Below are 16,959 nucleotides of genomic sequence, written 5' to 3'. Positions count from 1 at the left end.
GTCCGTGACCTCACCGAGCCGCCCCATCCTGCCCCGACAGGTCACCCCTCCGGAGCTCGCGCTCAGCGCGGAGCTCCCGCACGCCGTGCCCGGCGCGGAGGTGGTGGCCGTGCCGGTGCTGCCCTCCGAGGAGGAGGGCGGCACCCCGGTCCTCGGTCCCGGCGCCGAGGAGCTGTCCGGCACGCTCGGGATCGACCTGCTCGCCCTGCTCGAGCAGGAGCGCGCCACGGGCAGAGCCGGTGAGGTCACCGCGGTCCCGGTCGCCGGGGGTGCGGGCGGCCCCGCGCTGGTGCTGCTCGTCGGCGTCGGCGCCCAGCGGCCGGCCGACCTGCGGCGCGCGGGCGCGGCCCTGGCGCGCGCTGTCACCGACCGCGCCACCGTGGCGACGTCGGTGCCGGCGGTCGTCGACGACGCCGGTCTCGAGGCGTTCGTCGTCGGTGTGGTGCTGGGCTCGTTCCGGTTCCACTGGCGCTCCTCGCCGCCCGAGCACGTGCCGGCCGAGCGGGTGGTCCTCGCGGGCCGGTCGAAGGCCGACGCCGCGGTGCTCCGCCGCGCGGTGGCGCTCGGCCGCGCCGGCTGGCGCGCCCGCCACCTGGCTACGGTCCCCTCGAACCTGAAGAACCCGGCCTGGCTCGCCGACCAGGCCCGCCTGGTCGCCGAGGAGGCGGGCCTGGGTCACGAGGTCTGGGACGAGCGCCGGCTCGCCGACGAGGGCTTCGGCGGCATCCTCGCGGTGGGGAAGGCCTCGGCCACGCCGCCGCGGCTGGTGCGCCTGGACTACACGCCCCGCCGGGCCGGCCGTCGTACGCCGACGGTGGTGCTGGTCGGCAAGGGCATCACCTTCGACACCGGCGGGCTCTCCATCAAGCCCGGCGAGGCGATGACGAACATGAAGCGCGACATGACCGGCGGCGCCGTCGTGCTCGCGGTGATGGCGGCGCTCGCCGAGGTCGGCTGCCCGGTCCGGGTCGTCGGCCTGGTGCCGATGGCCGAGAACGCCATCTCCGGGAACGCCGTGCGCCCCGGCGACGTGGTGCGGCACTGGGGCGGGCGCACCAGCGAGATCACCAACACCGACGCCGAGGGTCGCGTGGTCCTCGCCGACGCGCTGGCGTACGCCGTCGCCACGCTCGACCCCGCGGTCGTCGTCGACGTCGCCACGCTGACCGGTGCGATGAAGGTGGCGCTGGGCCAGCAGGTCGGCGGGTTCTTCGCCAACCGCGACGCCCTGGCGGCGAAGGTGGCCGCCGCCGGCGAGGCGGCCGGCGAGCCGCTGTGGCGCTTCCCGCTCGCGGAGGTCTACGAGGAGAAGATCGCCTCCAAGGTCGCCGACGCCGACAACGGCGCCGGGGGACCGGGCGCGATTACCGCCGCGCTGTTCCTCCAGCACTTCGTCGGCGAGGTCCCGTGGGCCCACCTCGACGTCGCCTCGGTCGGCGACGCGCCCGAGGAGAGCTTCGAGTGGACCGCCGGCCCCACCGGCTTCGGGGCGCGGGCGCTGCTGGCCTGGCTCGGCGGCCCGGACCCGCTCGACGGGCTCTGAGCATGCTCGGCCTGACCGTCCGCTGGTCGCTCGTCGGCGCCGCGGACGGGGTCGAGGAGGAGCTCGCGGCGTACGTCGAGGGCACCTCGCACGCCCGGTTCACCGGCAGCGCGGGGCTGCGGTTCAAGACCTGGCGGGTGCGCCGTGGTGAGTGGTTCGAGGGCTGCTATGTCTTCGCCACCGACCAGGCGCGCGCGGAGTTCGAGGAGGCCTTCCGGGCCGGTGCGGACGAGGCCCCCGGCACCCGGATCGTGGGCCGGCCGCCCGAGCTCATCGAGGCGTGCGACATCGTCGCCGTCGCCGAGGGCTGGGAGGGCTTCGAGGCCGCGGCCCGCTACTGATCGGTCGCGGGCTGCTCCGGGGCGCTCACCCGGTCGAACGCCGCGACGGCGCCCCGCAGGTAGCGCTGGACCACCGCGTGCTCCTGCTCGTCGAGCTCCTCGCTCAGCGCGCGCAGCGCCACGAGCATCGGCATCAGGTGCCCGAGCACCTCCTCGCGCCCGCTGTCGGTCAGGTGCACCTCGGTGCGCCGCCGGTCGGCCGAGTGCGCCGTGCGCTGCACGTGCCCGCGAGCCTCGAGCCGGTCCACGATCCCCGTCGAGGCGGCGGCGCTCACCTGGAGCCGCCGGGCCAGCTCGCTGGGGCCGACCGGCCCGTCCGTGAGGTGCTCCAGGGCGACCAGCTCGGTCTCGCTCAGCCCCGAGCGGCGGACGACGGCGTGCCGGAGCCGCACTGCGGCGGAGACGACCTCGCGCAGCGCCACGGTGGTGGGGTGGGGGACCGGACGGCCGTCCATTTTGTTTCACCTACTTGATGACTAGGCTGCTGAATAATCTTTCCACACCCAGCAGCACGACGGCAGGAGTCTCCCATGGCCCACCCCGGCTCCCCTCGACGCGGCTCGGGGCTCGTCGGCCTGATCACCGGGCGGCGGACGGCCTGGGTCGTGGCGCTGGTGCCCCTGCTGCTGGCGGTCCTGGCGCTCGCGGTGCTGGGCGAGGGCGAGCGGACCCAGCGGACGGCCGACCAGCTGCCGAGCGGGCTGGACAGCACCCTCGGGGCCGAGCTGGCCGACCGGCTCCCCGACGAGGGCGCGAGCACGGCCGTGGTCGTCTTCAGCGCGGACGACGGCGAGCTGCCGCGGCAGGCGCTGTCCGGGCTCCGGGACGTCGCCGGCGAGATCGGCGGCGTGCCGACCGGTCCGGACGGGCCGCTGCTGGTGGCCGAGGACGGGACGGCCGCGATCGTCGTCGTCCCCGTCACGTCCGGGTCGGCGACCGACACCGCGGACCTGGTCACCGAGCTCCGCGACCGGGTGGACGAGGCCGTCCCGGACGGGGTCACCGCCCAGGTCACCGGGCCGGCCGCGATCGAGGCCGACCTCGCGGCGGTCTTCGACGGCGCCGACCTCCGGCTGCTGCTGGTCACCGCGGGCGTGGTGGCGGTGCTCCTCGTCCTGACCTACCGCAGCCCGGTGCTGTGGGTGATCCCGCTCGCGGTCGTCGGCATCGCGGACCGGCTCTCGGCGGTGGCCGCCACCCAGCTGATGGCCGCGCTCGACGTGGCCTGGGACGAGTCGACCGTCGGGATCCTCTCGGTGCTGGTCTTCGGTGCCGGCACCGACTACGCGCTGCTGCTGATCTCCCGCTACCGCGACGAGCTGCGCACCACCGAGTCGCGCCACGTCGCGATGGCGGTCGCCGTACGACGGACGGCGGAGGCGGTCCTCTCGAGCGCGACGACGGTCGTGCTGGGGCTGCTCACCCTGCTGCTCTCGCTGACCCCGACGACCCGCGGGCTGGGGCTGGCGTGCGCGGTGGGCGTGGTGATCGCGGCGACGTTCGCGCTGGTCGTGCTCCCGGCGACGCTCGTGCTCTTCGGCCGGTGGGTCTTCTGGCCGCGCGTGCCGCACGTGGGCGAGCCGACCCTCGTCGACACCGACTCGCTGTGGCACCGGGTGGGTGAGCGCGTCGCCCGCCGTCCCGCGGCCTTCGTCACCGGCACCCTGGTGCTGCTCGCGGTCCTGGCCGCCGGCCTGCTGCGCGTCGACACCGGCCTGGACCAGGACGACCAGTTCCTCCGCGAGCCCGAGGCGATCAGCGCGGCCGAGCGCGTCTCGCAGTCCTTCCCCTCCGGCGTCTCCGACCCCACCCAGGTGGTCACGACCCAGGACCCCGAGGAGGTGCTGCCGCTCCTGGAGGAGGTCGAGGGCGTCACCCGGGCCTCGGTCGGCGAGGAGGGCGGGGGAGTGACCCAGATCGACGTCGTGCTGGACGCCGAGCCCGGGTCGGCCGCCGCCCGTGCGGCGATCGAGGACCTGCGCGACGCGCTCGACGGGCTCGACGACACCCACGTCACCGGGACCGAGGCCACCGCCATCGACGAGGGGGAGGGGGCCGCACGCGACCGGCTGCTGATCATCCCGCTGATCCTGGTGCTGGTCCTGGGCGCCCTGCTCCTGCTGCTGCGCGCGGTGGTGGCCCCGGTGCTGCTGGTGGCCACGGTGGTCGCCACGTACGCCGCGAGCCTCGGCGTCTCCTGGTGGGTCTTCACCCGCGTGCTCGGGTTCGACGCCCTGGACTCCGGGACCCCGCTGCTGGCGTTCCTCTTCCTGGTCGCCCTGGGCGTCGACTACAATATCTTCCTGGTCTCACGGGCGCGCGAGGAGGCCGCCGAGCACGGCTCGCGGCAGGGGATGCTCCGGGCGCTGACCGCGACCGGCGGGGTGATCACCAGCGCCGGCATCCTGCTCGCGGCGGTGTTCGCGGTGCTGGGAGTGCTGCCCCTGGTGGTGCTGGCGCAGCTGGGCACGATCATCTGCATCGGCGTGCTGCTCGACACCCTCGTGGTGCGGACGGTGCTGGTGCCGGCCCTGGCGCTGCTGCTCGGCGACCGGTTCTGGTGGCCGCGGAAGGTGGGGCCGGCGACGCCGGCGTCCCAGTCCTAGGCGCGGTCGGGCGCCCACTCCTTCTTGGCGAGCAGCAGGCCGTCGCCCACCGGGAGGAGCACGGGCACCAGGCCCTCGTGCTCGGCGACCTCGCGGCCGAGGTCGCGGATGGCGACGGTCTCCTCGTCGCGGCGGGCGGGGTCGGCGACCCGGTCGTGCCACAGCGCGTTGTCGAACGCGACGACGCCGCCGGGGCGCAGCAGGCGCAGCGCCTCGCGCAGGTACGCGGCGTACTCGCGCTTGTCGCCGTCGCAGAACACCAGGTCGTAGTGGCCGTCGGTCAGCCGCGGCAGCACGTCGAGGGCCGCGCCGGAGATGGTGCGGGCGCGCTGGGTGGGGATGCCCGCCTCGGTGAAGGACTGGCGGGCGAGGCGCTGGTGCTCGGCCTCGATGTCGACGGTGGTGAGCACGCCGTCGGAGCGCATGCCGCGCAGCAGCCAGAGCCCGGACACACCGGTGCCGGTGCCGACCTCGACCACGGCCCGGGCGTCGAGCACGGAGGCCAGGAAGCGCAGCGCGGCGCCGCCGCCGGAGCCGATCGCGGTGACGCCGACCTCCTCGGAGCGGGCGCGCGCCGCCCGCAGGACGTCGTCCTCGGCGACGTACGCCTCGGAGTGGGACCAGCTCGCGGCATTGATCGGCGTCGTCACGACCTCAACGTATCGCGGCCCGGCCGTCGGCCACGGGAACACCGCCGCCGCTCCGGTCGTTCTCCTGCTCACAGGGTTCTTTCAGCAAGGTCACCTAGCGTGAGGCGGGTCCGGACGTGTTCAGGTCGAGAGAGGTCCGCGTGGAGACGCAGCAGGAGAGTCCCGGGGTCCCCTCGTGGGACGAGGTCGTCGAGCTGCACTCCGACCGGGTCTACCGCCTCGCCTACCGGCTCACCGGCAACCGCCACGACGCCGAGGACCTCACCCAGGAGGTCTTCGTCCGGGTCTTCCGGTCCCTGTCGAGCTACACGCCCGGCACCTTCGAGGGCTGGCTGCACCGGATCACGACGAACCTCTTCCTCGACCAGGCCCGGCGCAAGCAGCGGATCCGCTTCGACGCGCTGTCCGACGAGCGGGCCGACCGGCTGACCAGCGCCTCGCCCGCCCCCGACGCGGCGTACTCCGACCAGCGCTTCGACGACGACGTCGAGCGGGCGCTGGCCACCCTGCCGCCCGACTTCCGTGCCGCGGTCGTGCTCTGCGACGTGGAGGGCCTCTCCTACGAGGAGATCGCCGAGATCCTCGGTGCCAAGCTCGGCACCGTCCGCTCCCGGATCCACCGCGGCCGCGCGATGCTGCGCTCCGCGCTCGCCCACCGCGCCCCCACCGCCGGCCGCGCCCGCTACTCCGGCCCGGCCCCAGCCGCCATGCCGGGCTGCGCATGATCGGCGGGCACCTCGGCTCGCGGACCAGCGCCCTGCTCGACGGGCAGCTCTCCGCAGAGGAGACCGAGCGCGCGTGGGCGCACGTCCACCACTGCCACCAGTGCCGCGACCTCGTCGAGCGCGAGGGCTGGGTCAAGACCCGGCTCGCCGGGCTGGACCGGAGTGACACCGCGGCGCCGCCCGGCCTGAAGGGCTCGCTGCTCGGGTCGTGCGGGGTGCGCGGTCCCGCGATGCCGGCGATGACCCCGGGGGACGCCTACCTCGCGCTGCCGTCCTCGTCCGGCCGGTCGCGGCGTACGGCGGGGCTGGTCGCCATCGGCGGCGGCGCGGTCGGCGCGGCGGTGATGGGGGTGCTCGCCCTCGGCACCGCGCCGGCCGACGCCCCCAGCATCGAGCGCCGCGCTCCGGTCACCTCGATCTCCGGGTCCGGTACGCCGACGCCCACCCCCGGCCCGGCCCGCGCCTCGTCGGGGAGCATCCGGCAGCGCTGAGCCGGGTACCGCTCCGTCCGTGCACTTCCGGCGACAGGTGATGATGGTTCCGTGAACGACGCAGGTCAGACGCCTTCCGCGGACGGCGACCCCACCCAGCCGATCGGCGACCCCGTGCCGCCGGTCGACGAGCCGACCCAGCCGGTCGGCGCCCACCGGGCCGCACCGTCCTGGGTGCCGCCGACCCACCAGCAGGCCGGCGGCCCGGCGCCCACGAGCCAGTGGCCGGCCTTCCCGCCCCCGGGCACCCAGTCGATGCCGCTGGGCGCCGCCGCGCGGCCCGCGCCCCCGCGGGGCCGGGTGAGCGGGTGGGTGTGGCCGCTCGTCGCCGGGCTCGCGCTCGTGCTGGGCGTGGCCGGCGGGGTGGTCGGGTCGGTCGCCTACGAGGAGCTGTCCTCGGAGGCCGGCCCGGGCACGGTCAGCGACGGCCTCGCCGGCGTGGACACGGTGGAGGCCCCGCCGCTCGCCGTCGACGACGGCTCGATCGCCGCGGTGGCCGAGGAGCTGCTGCCGAGCACGGTGCAGATCTCGGCCGACCTCGACGGCCAGGCGAACGGCGCCACGGGATCGGGCTTCGTGCTCGACCGGCAGGGCCACGTGGTCACCAACAACCACGTCGTCGCGGACGCCGCCGGCGCGGACGGCAAGATCGAGGTGGTCGACCAGGACGGCGAGCGGTACGACGCCGAGGTGGTCGGCCGCAGCCCGGTCTACGACCTGGCGGTCCTCTACTCCAAGGACGCCGAGGGGCTGACGCCGGCCGCGCTCGGGTCCTCCGGTGCGCTGCGCGTCGGCGAGGGCGTCGTCGCGATCGGCTCGCCCCTGGGGCTGAGCTCGACGGTCACGGCGGGCATCGTCAGCGCGCTGCAGCGACCGGTGAGCACCGGGGACACCGCGAGCGAGTCGTCCTACATCAACGCCGTGCAGACCGACGCCGCCATCAACCCCGGCAACTCCGGCGGCCCGCTGGTCAACCTGCGCGGTCAGGTGGTCGGCGTGAACTCCGCGATCGCCACGACCGGCGGCGGCGGCTTCGGCTCGGAGTCGGGCAACATCGGGGTCGGCTTCGCGATCCCGATCGAGCAGGTGCGGATCACCGCCGACCAGATCCTGCGCACGGGCGAGGCGCGCTACCCCGTCATCGGCGCCGAGGTGCAGACCGGGCAGCGGGACGGCTCGGGCGCCGAGATCGGCAAGGTCGGCGACGGGACCCCGGCCGAGGACAGCGGGCTGCGGGCCGGCGACATGATCGTGGCGGTCGAGGAGGACCGGGTCACCGACGGCATCGCCCTGATCGTCGCGATCCGCTCGCACCAGCCGGGGGAGACCCTGGAGTTCACCGTCATCCGGGACGGCGACGAGCGGAAGTTCACGATCACCCTCGACTCCGAGGTCGGCTGACCCGTCAGGTCGCGCCGGGGTCCGCGGCCGGCTCGGCCTCCACGAACGGGTGCTGGTCGACGAAGGCGGCGGTCTCGGCGTACATCCGCTGGATGTAGTCCTCGAGCACCGAGGCCTCGACCCGCCACTGGCCGCGGCCGCCGATCTTGATGGCGAGCAGCTCGCCGCGACGGACGAGAGCGTAGACCTGGGCGCTGGAGGTGTTCAGCACCTCCGCCACGTCGGCGAGGGTGAGGAAGCGCGGTGCGGCCATGGGTCCATCGTCGCACCCGGCCAAGGCCCCGGCGCGGTGCCACCCGGGGGGTTGTGGACAGCCGGGTGTCCCGGCGGCCCGTCCCGGGCATGATGGCCGCCGTGGCGAGCAGCACCGGCACCCCCACCGCACCGGCACCGCCCCCGGCGGTCCGGTCGACGGCGTCCGCGTGGCGCGACCCGCGTCTCTGGGTGGGCGTCGCGATCGTCGCGGTCTCGGTCGTCGGCGGCGCCCGACTGCTCGCGGCCGCCGACGACACGGTCCAGGTGTGGGCGGTGAGCGACGACATGGGCGCCGGTGACCGGCTGGGCGAGGGGGACCTGGTCGCGGAGCGGGTCCGGTTCGCCGACGAGCAGCGGCTGGGGGACTACTTCACGGTCGACGAGCAGCTGCCCGCCGACCTCGAGCTCAGCCGCGGGGTCGGCGCCGGCGAGCTGCTCCCGCGCGCCGCCGTCGGCAGCGCCGGCGACTCCGGCCGGCTGGAGCTGCCGCTCGCCGTCGACCCCGAGCAGGTGCCGCCGTCGGTGGGCCCGGGCGCGGTCGTCGACGTCTACGTGGTGACCTCCTCGCCGGGCGCCGGCGGCCGGGCCGCGGAGACCGGGCCCGCGATCGCCGCGGCGACGGTCCTCGACGCCCCGGAGCAGGACGCCGGGCTCGCGACGAGCGGCAAGCGTCAGCTGGTGCTCGCGGTCGAGGAGGCGGACGCCGCCCGCTGGTTCGAGCTGGTCGCCGCGACCGAGTCGCCGGTCCTCACGGTCGTCCGGCGGGGGTGAGCGGGTGCCCTCCCCGGTCGTGGTGCTGGTCGTCGCCGCCGGGGCGCCGTGGGAGTCCGCGGCGATCGGGCGGCTGAACGACGCCCGCGGGGTCGTCGTGCTCAAGCGCTGCGTCGACGTCGACGACCTGCTCGCCACGGCGGCGGCCGGGCAGTCCGACGTCGCGGTGCTGGCGCTGGAGGCCCCGGGCCTGGACCGGGCCGCGGTCGACCACCTGCGCCGGCACGGTGTGGCCGCGGTCGCGGTGGCGCCGGGTGCGGCCACCGACGAGGTGTCGCGGCTGCGGGCGACGCGGATCGGCGTCCCCGTCGTGGTGCCGGAGAGCGAGCTCGACGCGCTCCCCGCCGCGGTGGTCGCGGCGAGCGCCCCCGCGGCCGAGGAGGACACGGCCGGCGAGGCGGACGCCGTCCTCGGTGGCCCCAGCGGGCCGCCGCCGCCGGACCCGCCGCCCCTCCCGGGCCGCGTGGTGGTGGTCTGGGGCCCGGCCGGGGCGCCGGGCCGGACCACGCTCGCCACCGGGCTGGCCGCCGAGCTCGCGCGGCGCGGACGGCGTACGACGCTGGTCGACGCCGACCCGCACTCCGCGAGCGTCGCCCAGCAGCTCGGCGTGCTCGACGAGGTCTCCGGGCTGCTCGCGGCCGCGCGCCTCGCGGGCTCCGGCGCGCTGGAGGAGGGCTTCTCGTCCGTGCAGCGCTCGCTGGAGCGTCACCTCACCGTCGTCACCGGGCTGCCCCGCGCGGACCGGTGGGTGGAGGTCCGGGCCGGCGTCCTGGAGGAGCTGCTGCGGCTGGCGCGCGCGGCCGGCGACGTCGTGGTCGACACCGGCGCCAGCCTCGAGGAGGACCCCCTCGACCTCGGCTCGCGGCCGGCCCGCAACCAGCTCACGCTCGAGGCGCTCGCCTGCGCCGACGAGGTGGTGGTGGTCGGTGCCGCCGACCCGGTCGGCCTGTCCCGGCTCGCGCGCGGGCTCGTCGAGCTGCGCGACCGGGTGCCCGGCACCCCCGTGCGCGTGGTCGTCAACCGGATGCGCCCGTCCCTGGGCTGGTCCGAGCGCGACGTCGCCGGGATGGTGTCCGGGTTCGTCCGGCACGCGGGGCTGCACTTCGTGCCCGACGACCGGCCGGCCGCGGACCGGGCGCTGGTCACGGGCAGCACCCTGGTCGCCCAGGGCGACTCGCCCCTCGTGCGGGGCCTGGTCGCGGTGGCCGACGGGCTGGTGGGCCCGCACGTCCCCGAGCCGGGGCGCGGGCTCAGGCGGCGAAGAGCAGGAAGAGCCCGCCCGCGGTGAAGCCGACCATCGCGAACAGCAGCGGGAGCTGACCGGTCAGCTGGTGCCGGCGGGGGAGCAGGGCGATCGCCCGGTCGTGCGCGGCGATCACGCCGAGCACGTGCCCGATGACGACCGCCAGCACCTTGGTGTTGGCCAGCAGGGTCGGGTGGTAGGAGAGCCAGTAGTTGATCTGGAGGTCCGCCGTGCCGAGGTAGTTGCTGCCGTCGCCGAACGGGTCGCTGGCCAGGATCAGCGTCTGCTGGCCCTGCTCGACGAAGTACGTCAGGTAGTGGGCCACGATGTAGCCCACGACGATCGGCACGATCGAGTGGGCGAACCGGTCGGGCAGGGTGCGGCGGTTCTCCACCCCTCCGGTCGCCATGGTCGCGGCCGCGAAGATCACGCCGACCCCGACGCAGAACGTCAGCAGCGCCAGGTTGTTGGCGATCGTCGCGGCGGTCTCGACGCCGAACATCGAGTTCTCGCGGATCAGGTCGTTGCCCTGCAGGAACCGCAGCCAGGTGCCGGAGTCGCGGAAGGAGTCGAAGGCGGTGCTGCCGAAGAGCACCGCGGTCACCCCGACCAGCCCCGGCCGGGGGACCACCGAGGCGAGGTTCGCCAGCGGGCTGAGCACGACCAGGCGGCCCTCGCGGACCGCCCAGGGGGAGAGCTTGGCGACCAGGTCGGAGTAGACCTCGAAGGGGTCGGCCCGCTCGTAGAAGACGTTGCCGAAGAGCGCGCCGCCGATGAGCATCACGGCGACGTAGACCGCGCACCACAGCCGCACCGGACCGAGCTCGGTGGAGAAGGGGTAGACCAGCTCGAGCCACACGAAGGCGAACAGGCCCACGGCGGCGGGCCAGTGGCCGAGCCGCTCGGGGTACCGGAACATCCCCTCCTCGGGGTCACCGCCGGAGATCCGGGCGAACGCCGCGTTGATCGTGCGGACCGGGCTGATCGCGCGCCACACCGGCCCGAGGAGGAGCGAGGCGGGCACCAGGCCCACCCACCACCAGACGTAGAAGATCCCGAAGAACGGGTTCGTGGTCCGGTCCTGGCCCAGCACCGCGACCATCACGGTGTAGAGGAACAGCACGAACCCGAGCACCCGGAGCGCGATCCGGAAGCCGGGGGAGGCGACGAGCGCGTCGAGCCAGGGGGGCGCGGGACGCCCGCTGGTGCGCGCGTCGTACCGCGGGGTGCGCCAGGCGACGGCGAGGACGGTGAAGGAGACCGTCAGCGCGGCGACCGCGCCGGCGATCGCGAGCTCGGGCGAGATGGGGAGGTCCTGTGCCCCCCCGATCCCGTGCGCGAGCGTGGTCCCGTCGACGGCCACCTCAGCGGATCTCGAGGCGGAGGACGACCTCGTCGAGGTCGTGGGACTCGATGTCGATCACCCCGGGAGGCTGGTCGGCGAGGGCCACCCGCACGGTCGTGGTGCCCGCCGCGTAGCTCAGCTGCTGCTCCGGGGAGGAGTGGACGTGCAGCACGCCGGGCTCGTCGGCCTCGACCACGAGCTCGACGTCGCTGCCCTGCGGGACCGTCGCCTCGGCGCCGCTCGGCGAGACGCGGCCCCCCTCGAAGGTGATCTCGAAGCTGGTGGTCCCTCCGTCCGCGGGCGGCTGCTCCTCGTCGCCGCAGGAGACGAGGAAGAGGCTGCACGCGAGGACCGCGAGGCTCGCGACCAGTAGGCGCATCGGAACAGTCCTCCTGAGAAGGCGCTGGGGGTGTGGGTGTGCCGGGCGGTGTGCGGACACGTCTGTCAGAATCCCATGCACGACAAGCAGGGCCCTCGGCGGCCCGGCGCGGGCGAGGAGGGGGCGGTGGGACGATGAGCGAGCGGTTGCGGGCCCGGGACCTGGCCCTGCTCGCCGGGGAGTCCCCGACCACCCCGATGCACAACGCGACCGTCGAGATCTTCGACCCGGCGGAGTCCGGGTTCGACCACGACCGGCTCCTCGGGCTGATCAGCGACCGGATCTCGTTCGTCCCGCGCTACCGCCAGCGCCTGCAGAGCGTCCCGGGGCGGGTCGCGAACCCGGTCTGGGTCGACGACGCGCGCTTCGACCTCGGCTACCACGTACGCCGCTCCGCCCTGCCGCGGCCGGGCAGCCCCGAGCAGCTGCAGGAGCTCGTGGCGCGGATCGTCTCGCGTCCCCTCGACCGCAACCGGCCGCTGTGGGAGATCTACTTCGTGGAGGGGCTCGCCGACGGACAGGTCGCGCTGCTCTACAAGTCCCACCAGGTCCTGGTGGACGGCGTCGACACCGTCGACCTCGGCCAGGTGCTGCTCGACCGCACCGCCGAGCCCAAGGCGCTCGGCGGCGACGAGTGGCGGCCGCAGCACCGACCGTCCCCGACCGCGCTGGTCCTCGACGCGGTGCGCGAGACCGTCGGCGACCGCTCGTCGGCGGTCGACGCGGTGCGCAGCACGACCGGGTCGGTGCTGCGCGGCGTCCAGGGCGCCGGCCGGCGTACCGGCCAGGTCGTCAACGGCCTCGCCGGCCGCCGCCCGGAGCGGACGGGCCCGATCTCGGGGACGCTCTCGCAGCAGCGACGGGTCGTGGTGGCGCACACCGACCTGCAGGACTACCGGCGGATCCGCGACGGGCTCGGCGGCACCGTCAACGACGTCATCCTCGCGACCGTCGCCGGGGGCCTGCGCGCCTGGCTGATGGCCCGCACCGAGTCGCTGCGGGGGATGCGCCAGGTGCGCGCGCTGGTGCCGGTGTCGGTGATCGACGAGGAGCTCGAGGCCACCTCGCTCGGCAGCCAGATCGCCGCCCACTTCGTCGAGCTGCCGGTCGGCGAGGCCAGCCCCGTCGTCCGCCTGCACCAGGTCTCCTACTCCTTCAAGGCGCACCGCGAGACCGGCCGGGGGGTGGCCGCCAACCGGCTGGCCGGGATCGCCGGCTTCGCGCCGACCACGTTCCACGCGATCGGCTCGCGGGTCGCCGCCGCCGAGCAGCACCGGGGCTCCCAGCTGACCGTCACCAACGTGCCGGGGCCGCAGTCCCCGCTGTACGCCGCCGGCGCGCGGATGCTGACCACCTACCCGGTGCCGCCGCTGCTCCCCGGGCACGCGCTCGCGGTCGGCGTCACGTCGTACGACGGCCAGGTGGTCTACGGGATCACCGCCGACCGCGACCTGGTGCCCGACGCCGCCCTGCTCGGGCAGTGCGTCCGGGAGGCGCTGGCCGAGCTGCTCGACACCGTCACCGGCGATCGCCCCCAGGCGCCGCGCGGCCGCAAGCGCACGGACCCGCGATGACGCACCGGGTCTACGTGCCGACGACGGTCGCCGGGCTCGCGGCGTACGTCGAGGCCGGCGCGGTGCCCGCCGACCAGGAGCGCTACGTCGCCCCGGACGACACCGAGGAGGGCGAGTACGCCGCGCTGGTCGCCGCGGGCGTCGCCTCCGCGGGGCTGCTCGAGGGTGCCGGACGGCGGGTCGTGGTGGTCGCGGAGGTCGACGACCCGGACGCCGCGGTGCCGCTGCGCGACCTGGTCGCGGTGCACGCCGACACCGCTCCGGGGGCCGACCCCGAGGACGACCTGGCCTGGTTCGCGACCCAGGAGATCCCGCAGCTGCTCGACGGCTCCGCCTCCTGACCGGCGCCGGCTCCCGAGCCCGCCCCGGGCGGCTTTGGAGCCGCCGTGGATCGGGTGAGAGAGTCGCGGCATGGACGCGATCTCGTTCCCGCCGGCTCCCACCAACGAGCCCACCCTGACCTACGCCCCGGGCAGCCCCGAGCGCGACGCGCTGCTGGCCGAGGTGGAGCGGCTCGAGAGCGCTCCGCAGGACCTCCGCGCCCACATCGGCGGCGCGTGGACCGAGGGCGGCGGCGAGGAGACGCAGGTCGTCCAGCCGCACGACCACCAGCACGTGCTCGGCACCTTCCGCGGCACGACGAAGGCGGACGCCGAGGCGGCGGTCGAGGCGGCGGCGGACGCGGCCCCCGGGTGGCGCTCGCTGCCGATGGACGAGCGCTGCGCGGTGCTGCTGCGCGCGGCCGACCTGCTCGCCGGCCCGTGGCGCCAGCGGATCAACGCCGCCACCATGCTGGGGCAGTCCAAGACGGCGTTCCAGGCCGAGATCGACAGCGCCTGCGAGCTCATCGACTTCTGGCGCTTCAACGCCCACTACGCCAAGCAGATCCTCACCGACCAGCCGATCGCGAACAGCCCCGGCATCTGGAACCGCACCGACCACCGCCCGCTCGAGGGCTTCGTCTACGCGATCACGCCGTTCAACTTCACCGCGATCGCGGGCAACCTGCCGACCGCGCCGGCCCTGATGGGCAACACGGTGATCTGGAAGCCCTCGCCCACCCAGCAGCTCGCGGCGTCGCTGACGATGGAGCTGCTCGAGGAGGCCGGCATGCCGCCGGGCGTGATCAACATGCTCCCCGGCGACGGGCTCGCCGTCTCGGAGGTCGCGCTCGCCAGCCCCGACCTCGCCGGCATCCACTTCACCGGCTCCACGCCGACGTTCCAGCACCTGTGGCGCACGGTCGGCGAGAACATCGCCTCCTACCGCTCCTACCCGCGGATCGTCGGCGAGACCGGCGGCAAGGACTTCGTGCTCGCGCACCCCTCCGCCGACCCCGACGTCGTGCGCACCGCGCTGATCCGTGGCGCGTTCGAGTTCCAGGGCCAGAAGTGCTCGGCGGCCTCGCGCGCGTACGTCGCCCGCTCGGTCTGGGACCGGATGCGCGACGACTTCCTCGCCGAGGTCGAGTCGATCGCCGTCGGCGACGTCACCGACCTGACCAACTTCATGGGCGCCGTCATCGACCGCCGCGCCTTCGACAAGCACCGGGTCGCGATCGAGCGCGCCCGGGCCACCGACGGGCTCGAGATCCTCGCCGGCGGCCAGGTCGACGACTCGACCGGCTACTTCGTGCGCCCGACGGTCGTCGAGGGCGGCGACCCGACCGACGAGATGTTCTCGACCGAGTACTTCGGCCCGATCCTCGCGCTGCACGTCTACGACGACGAGGACTTCGAGCGGGTGGCCCGCCAGCTGGAGAGCGCCGCGCCGTACGCCCTCACGGGTGCGGTGATCGCCCGCGACCGGCGGGCGATCACGTGGGCGAGCGAGGAGCTGCGGTTCGCCGCGGGCAACTTCTACGTCAACGACAAGCCCACCGGCGCGGTCGTCGGGCAGCAGCCGTTCGGCGGCGGCCGGGCGTCGGGCACCAACGACAAGGCGGGCGCGGCGATCAACCTGCAGCGCTGGACCTCGCCGCGGTCGATCAAGGAGACGTTCGTGCCGCCGACCGACTACCGCTACCCCTACATGGGCTGAGCGCCATGCTGCTGCCCTGGCACATGGGTGCGCTGCACCCGGTGGAGCAGGCGCTCACGGCGCTGCTGGCCTTCGGGCCGTTCGTCGTGCTCGCGATCGTGGTGCTGGTCCGCCGCCGGCACGAGGACGCCGAGGAGCCGCCGGCGGACCCGGGGGCCGACCCGCAGGTCGGCCCCGCGGACGGTCAGCGCGAGAGGTAGTCGCGCCCGGTCTCGTTCTCGTTGCGCAGCGACTTGATCAGCATCTCGCCGATCAGGCCCTCGACCTTGCCGCCGACCAGCGGGATCCCAACCTTGATCTCGAGGTCGATCACCTCGGTGGTGCGACCCTCGGACTCCTCGAGCCGGATGGTGCCGGTCATGTCGCCGGGCTTGCCGGGGATCGTGACGACGACGTCGGCACGCTCGCCGTCGGACCAGGTCTCCTTCTGGACGATGTGGATCTCGTCGCCGACCAGCTTCTTCGCGAACGACGGCAGCCCGTCGGCGGGCTGGAACTGGTCGATGACGACCTCCTTGCCCGCGCCGGACGGGGTGACCGTGACGGTCTGGCGCAGCACGCCCTGCCGCCGGCACACCTCCTCGCGGAAGTCGGCATCGCCCAGCATCGCGGCGACGGCGGCCGCCGGCGCGTCGTAGGTCAGCTCGTGGTGGATCTTCTTGCTCATCAAACGCTCCCGTGGGTCGTGTCCGTCCGGCGACTCGCGTGTACCCGATCCGCCGGGTCCTGCTCGGGGCATCCTCGCGGGGACCCGGCCCGCCCAGGTTCCGGGTCTACGGTGCGGACATGAGCGATGAGGGCTTCGTCTCGTTCGGTGAGCAGGGCGCGCAGCTGACCTACGGCAGCTACCTGCGGCTGCCCCAGCTGCTCGACGCCCAGCACCTGGAGTCGGACCCGGCCGCCCACGACGAGCTGCTGTTCATCACGATCCACCAGGTCTACGAGCTGTGGTTCAAGCAGCTGCTGCACGAGGTGACCGCGGCGCGCGACGCGATGCTGGAGGGGGAGCGGCTCTGGTGGGCCCAGCACCTGCTGCAGCGGGTGCACGTCATCGAGCGCACCCTGGTCCAGCAGGTCGACGTGCTGGAGACGATGACCCCGCAGGACTTCCTGCAGTTCCGCCAGCAGCTGGCCCCCGCGAGCGGGTTCCAGTCGGTGCAGTTCCGGGAGCTGGAGTTCCTCTCCGGCGCCCGGGACCCGGCGTACCTCGAGCGCTTCCGCGGCATCACCGACGTCGAACGCGCCCGGCTCGAGCGGCGACTGGCCGAGCCGACGCTGTGGGACGCGCTCCTCGCGGTGCTGCGCGGGCACGGTCTGGCGGCCGGCACCGACGAGGAGGCGGCGGCCTCGCTGCGGGCCGTCGCCCACGACCGCTCGCAGTACGCCGTGGTCTGGGCGCTCGCGGAGGCGCTGCTGCAGCACGACGAGCTCGCCGCGGGCTGGCGGGCGCGGCACGTGGTGATGGTCGAGCGGATGATCGGCGACAAGTCCGGCACCGGCGGGTCCAGCGGGTCGGCGTACCTCCGCTCGCGGGTGCCGCTGCGGTACTTCCCGGTGCTCTGGGAGCTGCGCTCCGCCCTCTGAGCGGTGGTTGA

The 16,959-nt window shown here is 74.7% G+C and carries 19 protein-coding genes; 13 read left to right on the top strand and 6 right to left on the bottom strand.

Annotation, left to right across the window (positions count from 1 at the left end):
* The first annotated feature begins 4 nt into the window (after nucleotides 1-4).
* Nucleotides 5-1,543, top strand: a complete 1,539-nt coding sequence (locus H4O22_RS14625) for a leucyl aminopeptidase (RefSeq protein WP_244962979.1) — start codon at nucleotides 5-7, stop codon at nucleotides 1,541-1,543.
* A gap of 2 nt (nucleotides 1,544-1,545) precedes the next feature.
* On the top strand, nucleotides 1,546-1,884 hold the full coding sequence (locus tag H4O22_RS14620; RefSeq protein ID WP_182524105.1) for a polysaccharide deacetylase family protein: 339 nt from the start codon (nucleotides 1,546-1,548) through the stop codon (nucleotides 1,882-1,884).
* On the opposite strand, the gene H4O22_RS14615 is transcribed toward H4O22_RS14620, so the two are convergent.
* A complete protein-coding gene (locus H4O22_RS14615; protein WP_182524104.1) occupies nucleotides 1,878-2,339 on the bottom strand; it encodes a MarR family winged helix-turn-helix transcriptional regulator in 462 nt (153 codons plus the stop codon). The genes H4O22_RS14620 and H4O22_RS14615 overlap by 7 nt on opposite strands.
* Nucleotides 2,340-2,414: 75 nt before the next feature.
* Here H4O22_RS14615 and H4O22_RS20780 point away from each other — a divergent pair, with 75 nt between their 5' ends.
* Nucleotides 2,415-4,490, top strand: coding sequence for an MMPL family transporter (locus tag H4O22_RS20780; protein WP_182524103.1), 2,076 nt, complete (start codon nucleotides 2,415-2,417; stop codon nucleotides 4,488-4,490).
* On the opposite strand, the gene H4O22_RS14605 is transcribed toward H4O22_RS20780, so the two are convergent.
* Nucleotides 4,487-5,140 (bottom strand): O-methyltransferase, encoded by a 654-nt coding sequence (locus H4O22_RS14605; protein WP_182524102.1) that lies wholly within the window; start codon nucleotides 5,138-5,140, stop codon nucleotides 4,487-4,489. The genes H4O22_RS20780 and H4O22_RS14605 overlap by 4 nt on opposite strands.
* Nucleotides 5,141-5,280: 140 nt before the next feature.
* Here H4O22_RS14605 and sigE point away from each other — a divergent pair, with 140 nt between their 5' ends.
* Genes sigE through H4O22_RS14590 form a run of 3 tightly spaced genes read left to right on the top strand, consistent with a single transcriptional unit; the run spans nucleotide 5,281 to nucleotide 7,757 of the window.
* Nucleotides 5,281-5,865 carry an RNA polymerase sigma factor SigE gene (gene sigE, locus H4O22_RS14600; RefSeq protein WP_182524101.1) on the top strand — a complete coding sequence of 195 codons (585 nt, stop codon included), beginning with the start codon at nucleotides 5,281-5,283 and terminating at the stop codon, nucleotides 5,863-5,865.
* The gene (locus tag H4O22_RS14595) at nucleotides 5,862-6,356 is read left to right on the top strand and encodes an anti-sigma factor family protein (protein WP_182524100.1); all 495 of its coding nucleotides are present in this window, start codon (nucleotides 5,862-5,864) and stop codon (nucleotides 6,354-6,356) included. The genes sigE and H4O22_RS14595 overlap by 4 nt, the downstream gene beginning before the upstream one ends.
* Before the next feature lie 51 nt (nucleotides 6,357-6,407).
* Nucleotides 6,408-7,757, top strand: a complete 1,350-nt coding sequence (locus H4O22_RS14590) for a S1C family serine protease (protein ID WP_182524099.1) — start codon at nucleotides 6,408-6,410, stop codon at nucleotides 7,755-7,757.
* Between the two features lie 4 nt (nucleotides 7,758-7,761).
* On the opposite strand, the gene H4O22_RS14585 is transcribed toward H4O22_RS14590, so the two are convergent.
* A complete protein-coding gene (locus H4O22_RS14585; RefSeq protein ID WP_182524098.1) occupies nucleotides 7,762-8,010 on the bottom strand; it encodes a helix-turn-helix domain-containing protein in 249 nt (82 codons plus the stop codon).
* 101 nt (nucleotides 8,011-8,111) lie between these two features.
* Between H4O22_RS14585 and H4O22_RS14580 the strand changes: the two genes are divergently transcribed.
* Complete coding sequence (locus tag H4O22_RS14580) at nucleotides 8,112-8,783, top strand: hypothetical protein (RefSeq protein WP_182524097.1); 672 nt, start codon at nucleotides 8,112-8,114, stop codon at nucleotides 8,781-8,783.
* A 4-nt stretch (nucleotides 8,784-8,787) separates the two neighbouring features.
* Nucleotides 8,788-10,071 carry a CpaE/TadZ family protein gene (locus H4O22_RS14575; protein WP_182524096.1) on the top strand — a complete coding sequence of 428 codons (1,284 nt, stop codon included), beginning with the start codon at nucleotides 8,788-8,790 and terminating at the stop codon, nucleotides 10,069-10,071.
* Here H4O22_RS14575 and H4O22_RS14570 read toward each other — a convergent pair.
* Both H4O22_RS14570 and H4O22_RS14565 read right to left on the bottom strand, forming a co-directional pair.
* Nucleotides 10,034-11,389 carry a hypothetical protein gene (locus H4O22_RS14570; RefSeq protein ID WP_182524095.1) on the bottom strand — a complete coding sequence of 452 codons (1,356 nt, stop codon included), beginning with the start codon at nucleotides 11,387-11,389 and terminating at the stop codon, nucleotides 10,034-10,036. The two genes, H4O22_RS14575 and H4O22_RS14570, sit on opposite strands and share 38 nt — an antisense overlap.
* Nucleotide 11,390: 1 nt before the next feature.
* Nucleotides 11,391-11,750: a hypothetical protein gene (locus H4O22_RS14565; protein ID WP_182524094.1), complete on the bottom strand. Its 360-nt coding sequence runs from the start codon at nucleotides 11,748-11,750 to the stop codon at nucleotides 11,391-11,393.
* Nucleotides 11,751-11,884: 134 nt separating this feature from the next.
* Here H4O22_RS14565 and H4O22_RS14560 point away from each other — a divergent pair, with 134 nt between their 5' ends.
* The 4 genes from H4O22_RS14560 to H4O22_RS14545 all read left to right on the top strand — a co-directional run bounded on the left by H4O22_RS14560 (nucleotide 11,885) and on the right by H4O22_RS14545 (nucleotide 15,564).
* A complete protein-coding gene (locus H4O22_RS14560) occupies nucleotides 11,885-13,324 on the top strand; it encodes a WS/DGAT/MGAT family O-acyltransferase (RefSeq protein WP_182524093.1) in 1,440 nt (479 codons plus the stop codon).
* The gene (locus tag H4O22_RS14555) at nucleotides 13,321-13,665 is read left to right on the top strand and encodes a DUF6912 family protein (protein ID WP_182524092.1); all 345 of its coding nucleotides are present in this window, start codon (nucleotides 13,321-13,323) and stop codon (nucleotides 13,663-13,665) included. Before H4O22_RS14560 ends, H4O22_RS14555 begins: the two co-directional genes overlap by 4 nt.
* A 70-nt stretch (nucleotides 13,666-13,735) precedes the next feature.
* Nucleotides 13,736-15,364 carry an L-glutamate gamma-semialdehyde dehydrogenase gene (gene pruA, locus H4O22_RS14550; RefSeq protein ID WP_182524091.1) on the top strand — a complete coding sequence of 543 codons (1,629 nt, stop codon included), beginning with the start codon at nucleotides 13,736-13,738 and terminating at the stop codon, nucleotides 15,362-15,364.
* A gap of 5 nt (nucleotides 15,365-15,369) precedes the next feature.
* Nucleotides 15,370-15,564: a hypothetical protein gene (locus H4O22_RS14545; protein ID WP_182524090.1), complete on the top strand. Its 195-nt coding sequence runs from the start codon at nucleotides 15,370-15,372 to the stop codon at nucleotides 15,562-15,564.
* Here the strand turns inward: H4O22_RS14545 and H4O22_RS14540 are convergent.
* Complete coding sequence (locus H4O22_RS14540) at nucleotides 15,549-16,031, bottom strand: DUF2505 domain-containing protein (protein WP_182524089.1); 483 nt, start codon at nucleotides 16,029-16,031, stop codon at nucleotides 15,549-15,551. The genes H4O22_RS14545 and H4O22_RS14540 overlap by 16 nt on opposite strands.
* A 119-nt stretch (nucleotides 16,032-16,150) precedes the next feature.
* On the opposite strand from H4O22_RS14540, the gene H4O22_RS14535 reads away from it, so the two are divergent.
* Entirely contained in the window at nucleotides 16,151-16,948 is a 798-nt protein-coding gene (locus H4O22_RS14535; RefSeq protein WP_182524088.1) for a tryptophan 2,3-dioxygenase family protein, read from the top strand.
* Nucleotides 16,949-16,959: the final 11 nt, after the last annotated feature.

This window comes from Nocardioides dongkuii, from assembly GCF_014127485.1.
GTDB classification, from domain to species: domain Bacteria; phylum Actinomycetota; class Actinomycetes; order Propionibacteriales; family Nocardioidaceae; genus Nocardioides; species Nocardioides dongkuii.
Note: the sequence above shows the minus strand (reverse complement) of the source record. Positions and strands in the feature narration are given on the sequence as shown.

Coding starts and splice junctions, on each gene's coding strand:
- H4O22_RS14560 (WP_182524093.1), top strand. CDS start 11,885: ATGAGCGAGCGGTTGCGGGCCCGGGACCTGGCCCTGCTCGCCGGGGAG.
- H4O22_RS14585 (WP_182524098.1), bottom strand. CDS start 8,010: ATGGCCGCACCGCGCTTCCTCACCCTCGCCGACGTGGCGGAGGTGCTG.
- H4O22_RS14545 (WP_182524090.1), top strand. CDS start 15,370: ATGCTGCTGCCCTGGCACATGGGTGCGCTGCACCCGGTGGAGCAGGCG.
- H4O22_RS20780 (WP_182524103.1), top strand. CDS start 2,415: ATGGCCCACCCCGGCTCCCCTCGACGCGGCTCGGGGCTCGTCGGCCTG.
- H4O22_RS14555 (WP_182524092.1), top strand. CDS start 13,321: ATGACGCACCGGGTCTACGTGCCGACGACGGTCGCCGGGCTCGCGGCG.
- pruA (WP_182524091.1), top strand. CDS start 13,736: ATGGACGCGATCTCGTTCCCGCCGGCTCCCACCAACGAGCCCACCCTG.
- H4O22_RS14565 (WP_182524094.1), bottom strand. CDS start 11,750: ATGCGCCTACTGGTCGCGAGCCTCGCGGTCCTCGCGTGCAGCCTCTTC.
- H4O22_RS14615 (WP_182524104.1), bottom strand. CDS start 2,339: ATGGACGGCCGTCCGGTCCCCCACCCCACCACCGTGGCGCTGCGCGAG.
- H4O22_RS14535 (WP_182524088.1), top strand. CDS start 16,151: ATGAGCGATGAGGGCTTCGTCTCGTTCGGTGAGCAGGGCGCGCAGCTG.
- H4O22_RS14620 (WP_182524105.1), top strand. CDS start 1,546: ATGCTCGGCCTGACCGTCCGCTGGTCGCTCGTCGGCGCCGCGGACGGG.
- H4O22_RS14595 (WP_182524100.1), top strand. CDS start 5,862: ATGATCGGCGGGCACCTCGGCTCGCGGACCAGCGCCCTGCTCGACGGG.
- H4O22_RS14540 (WP_182524089.1), bottom strand. CDS start 16,031: ATGAGCAAGAAGATCCACCACGAGCTGACCTACGACGCGCCGGCGGCC.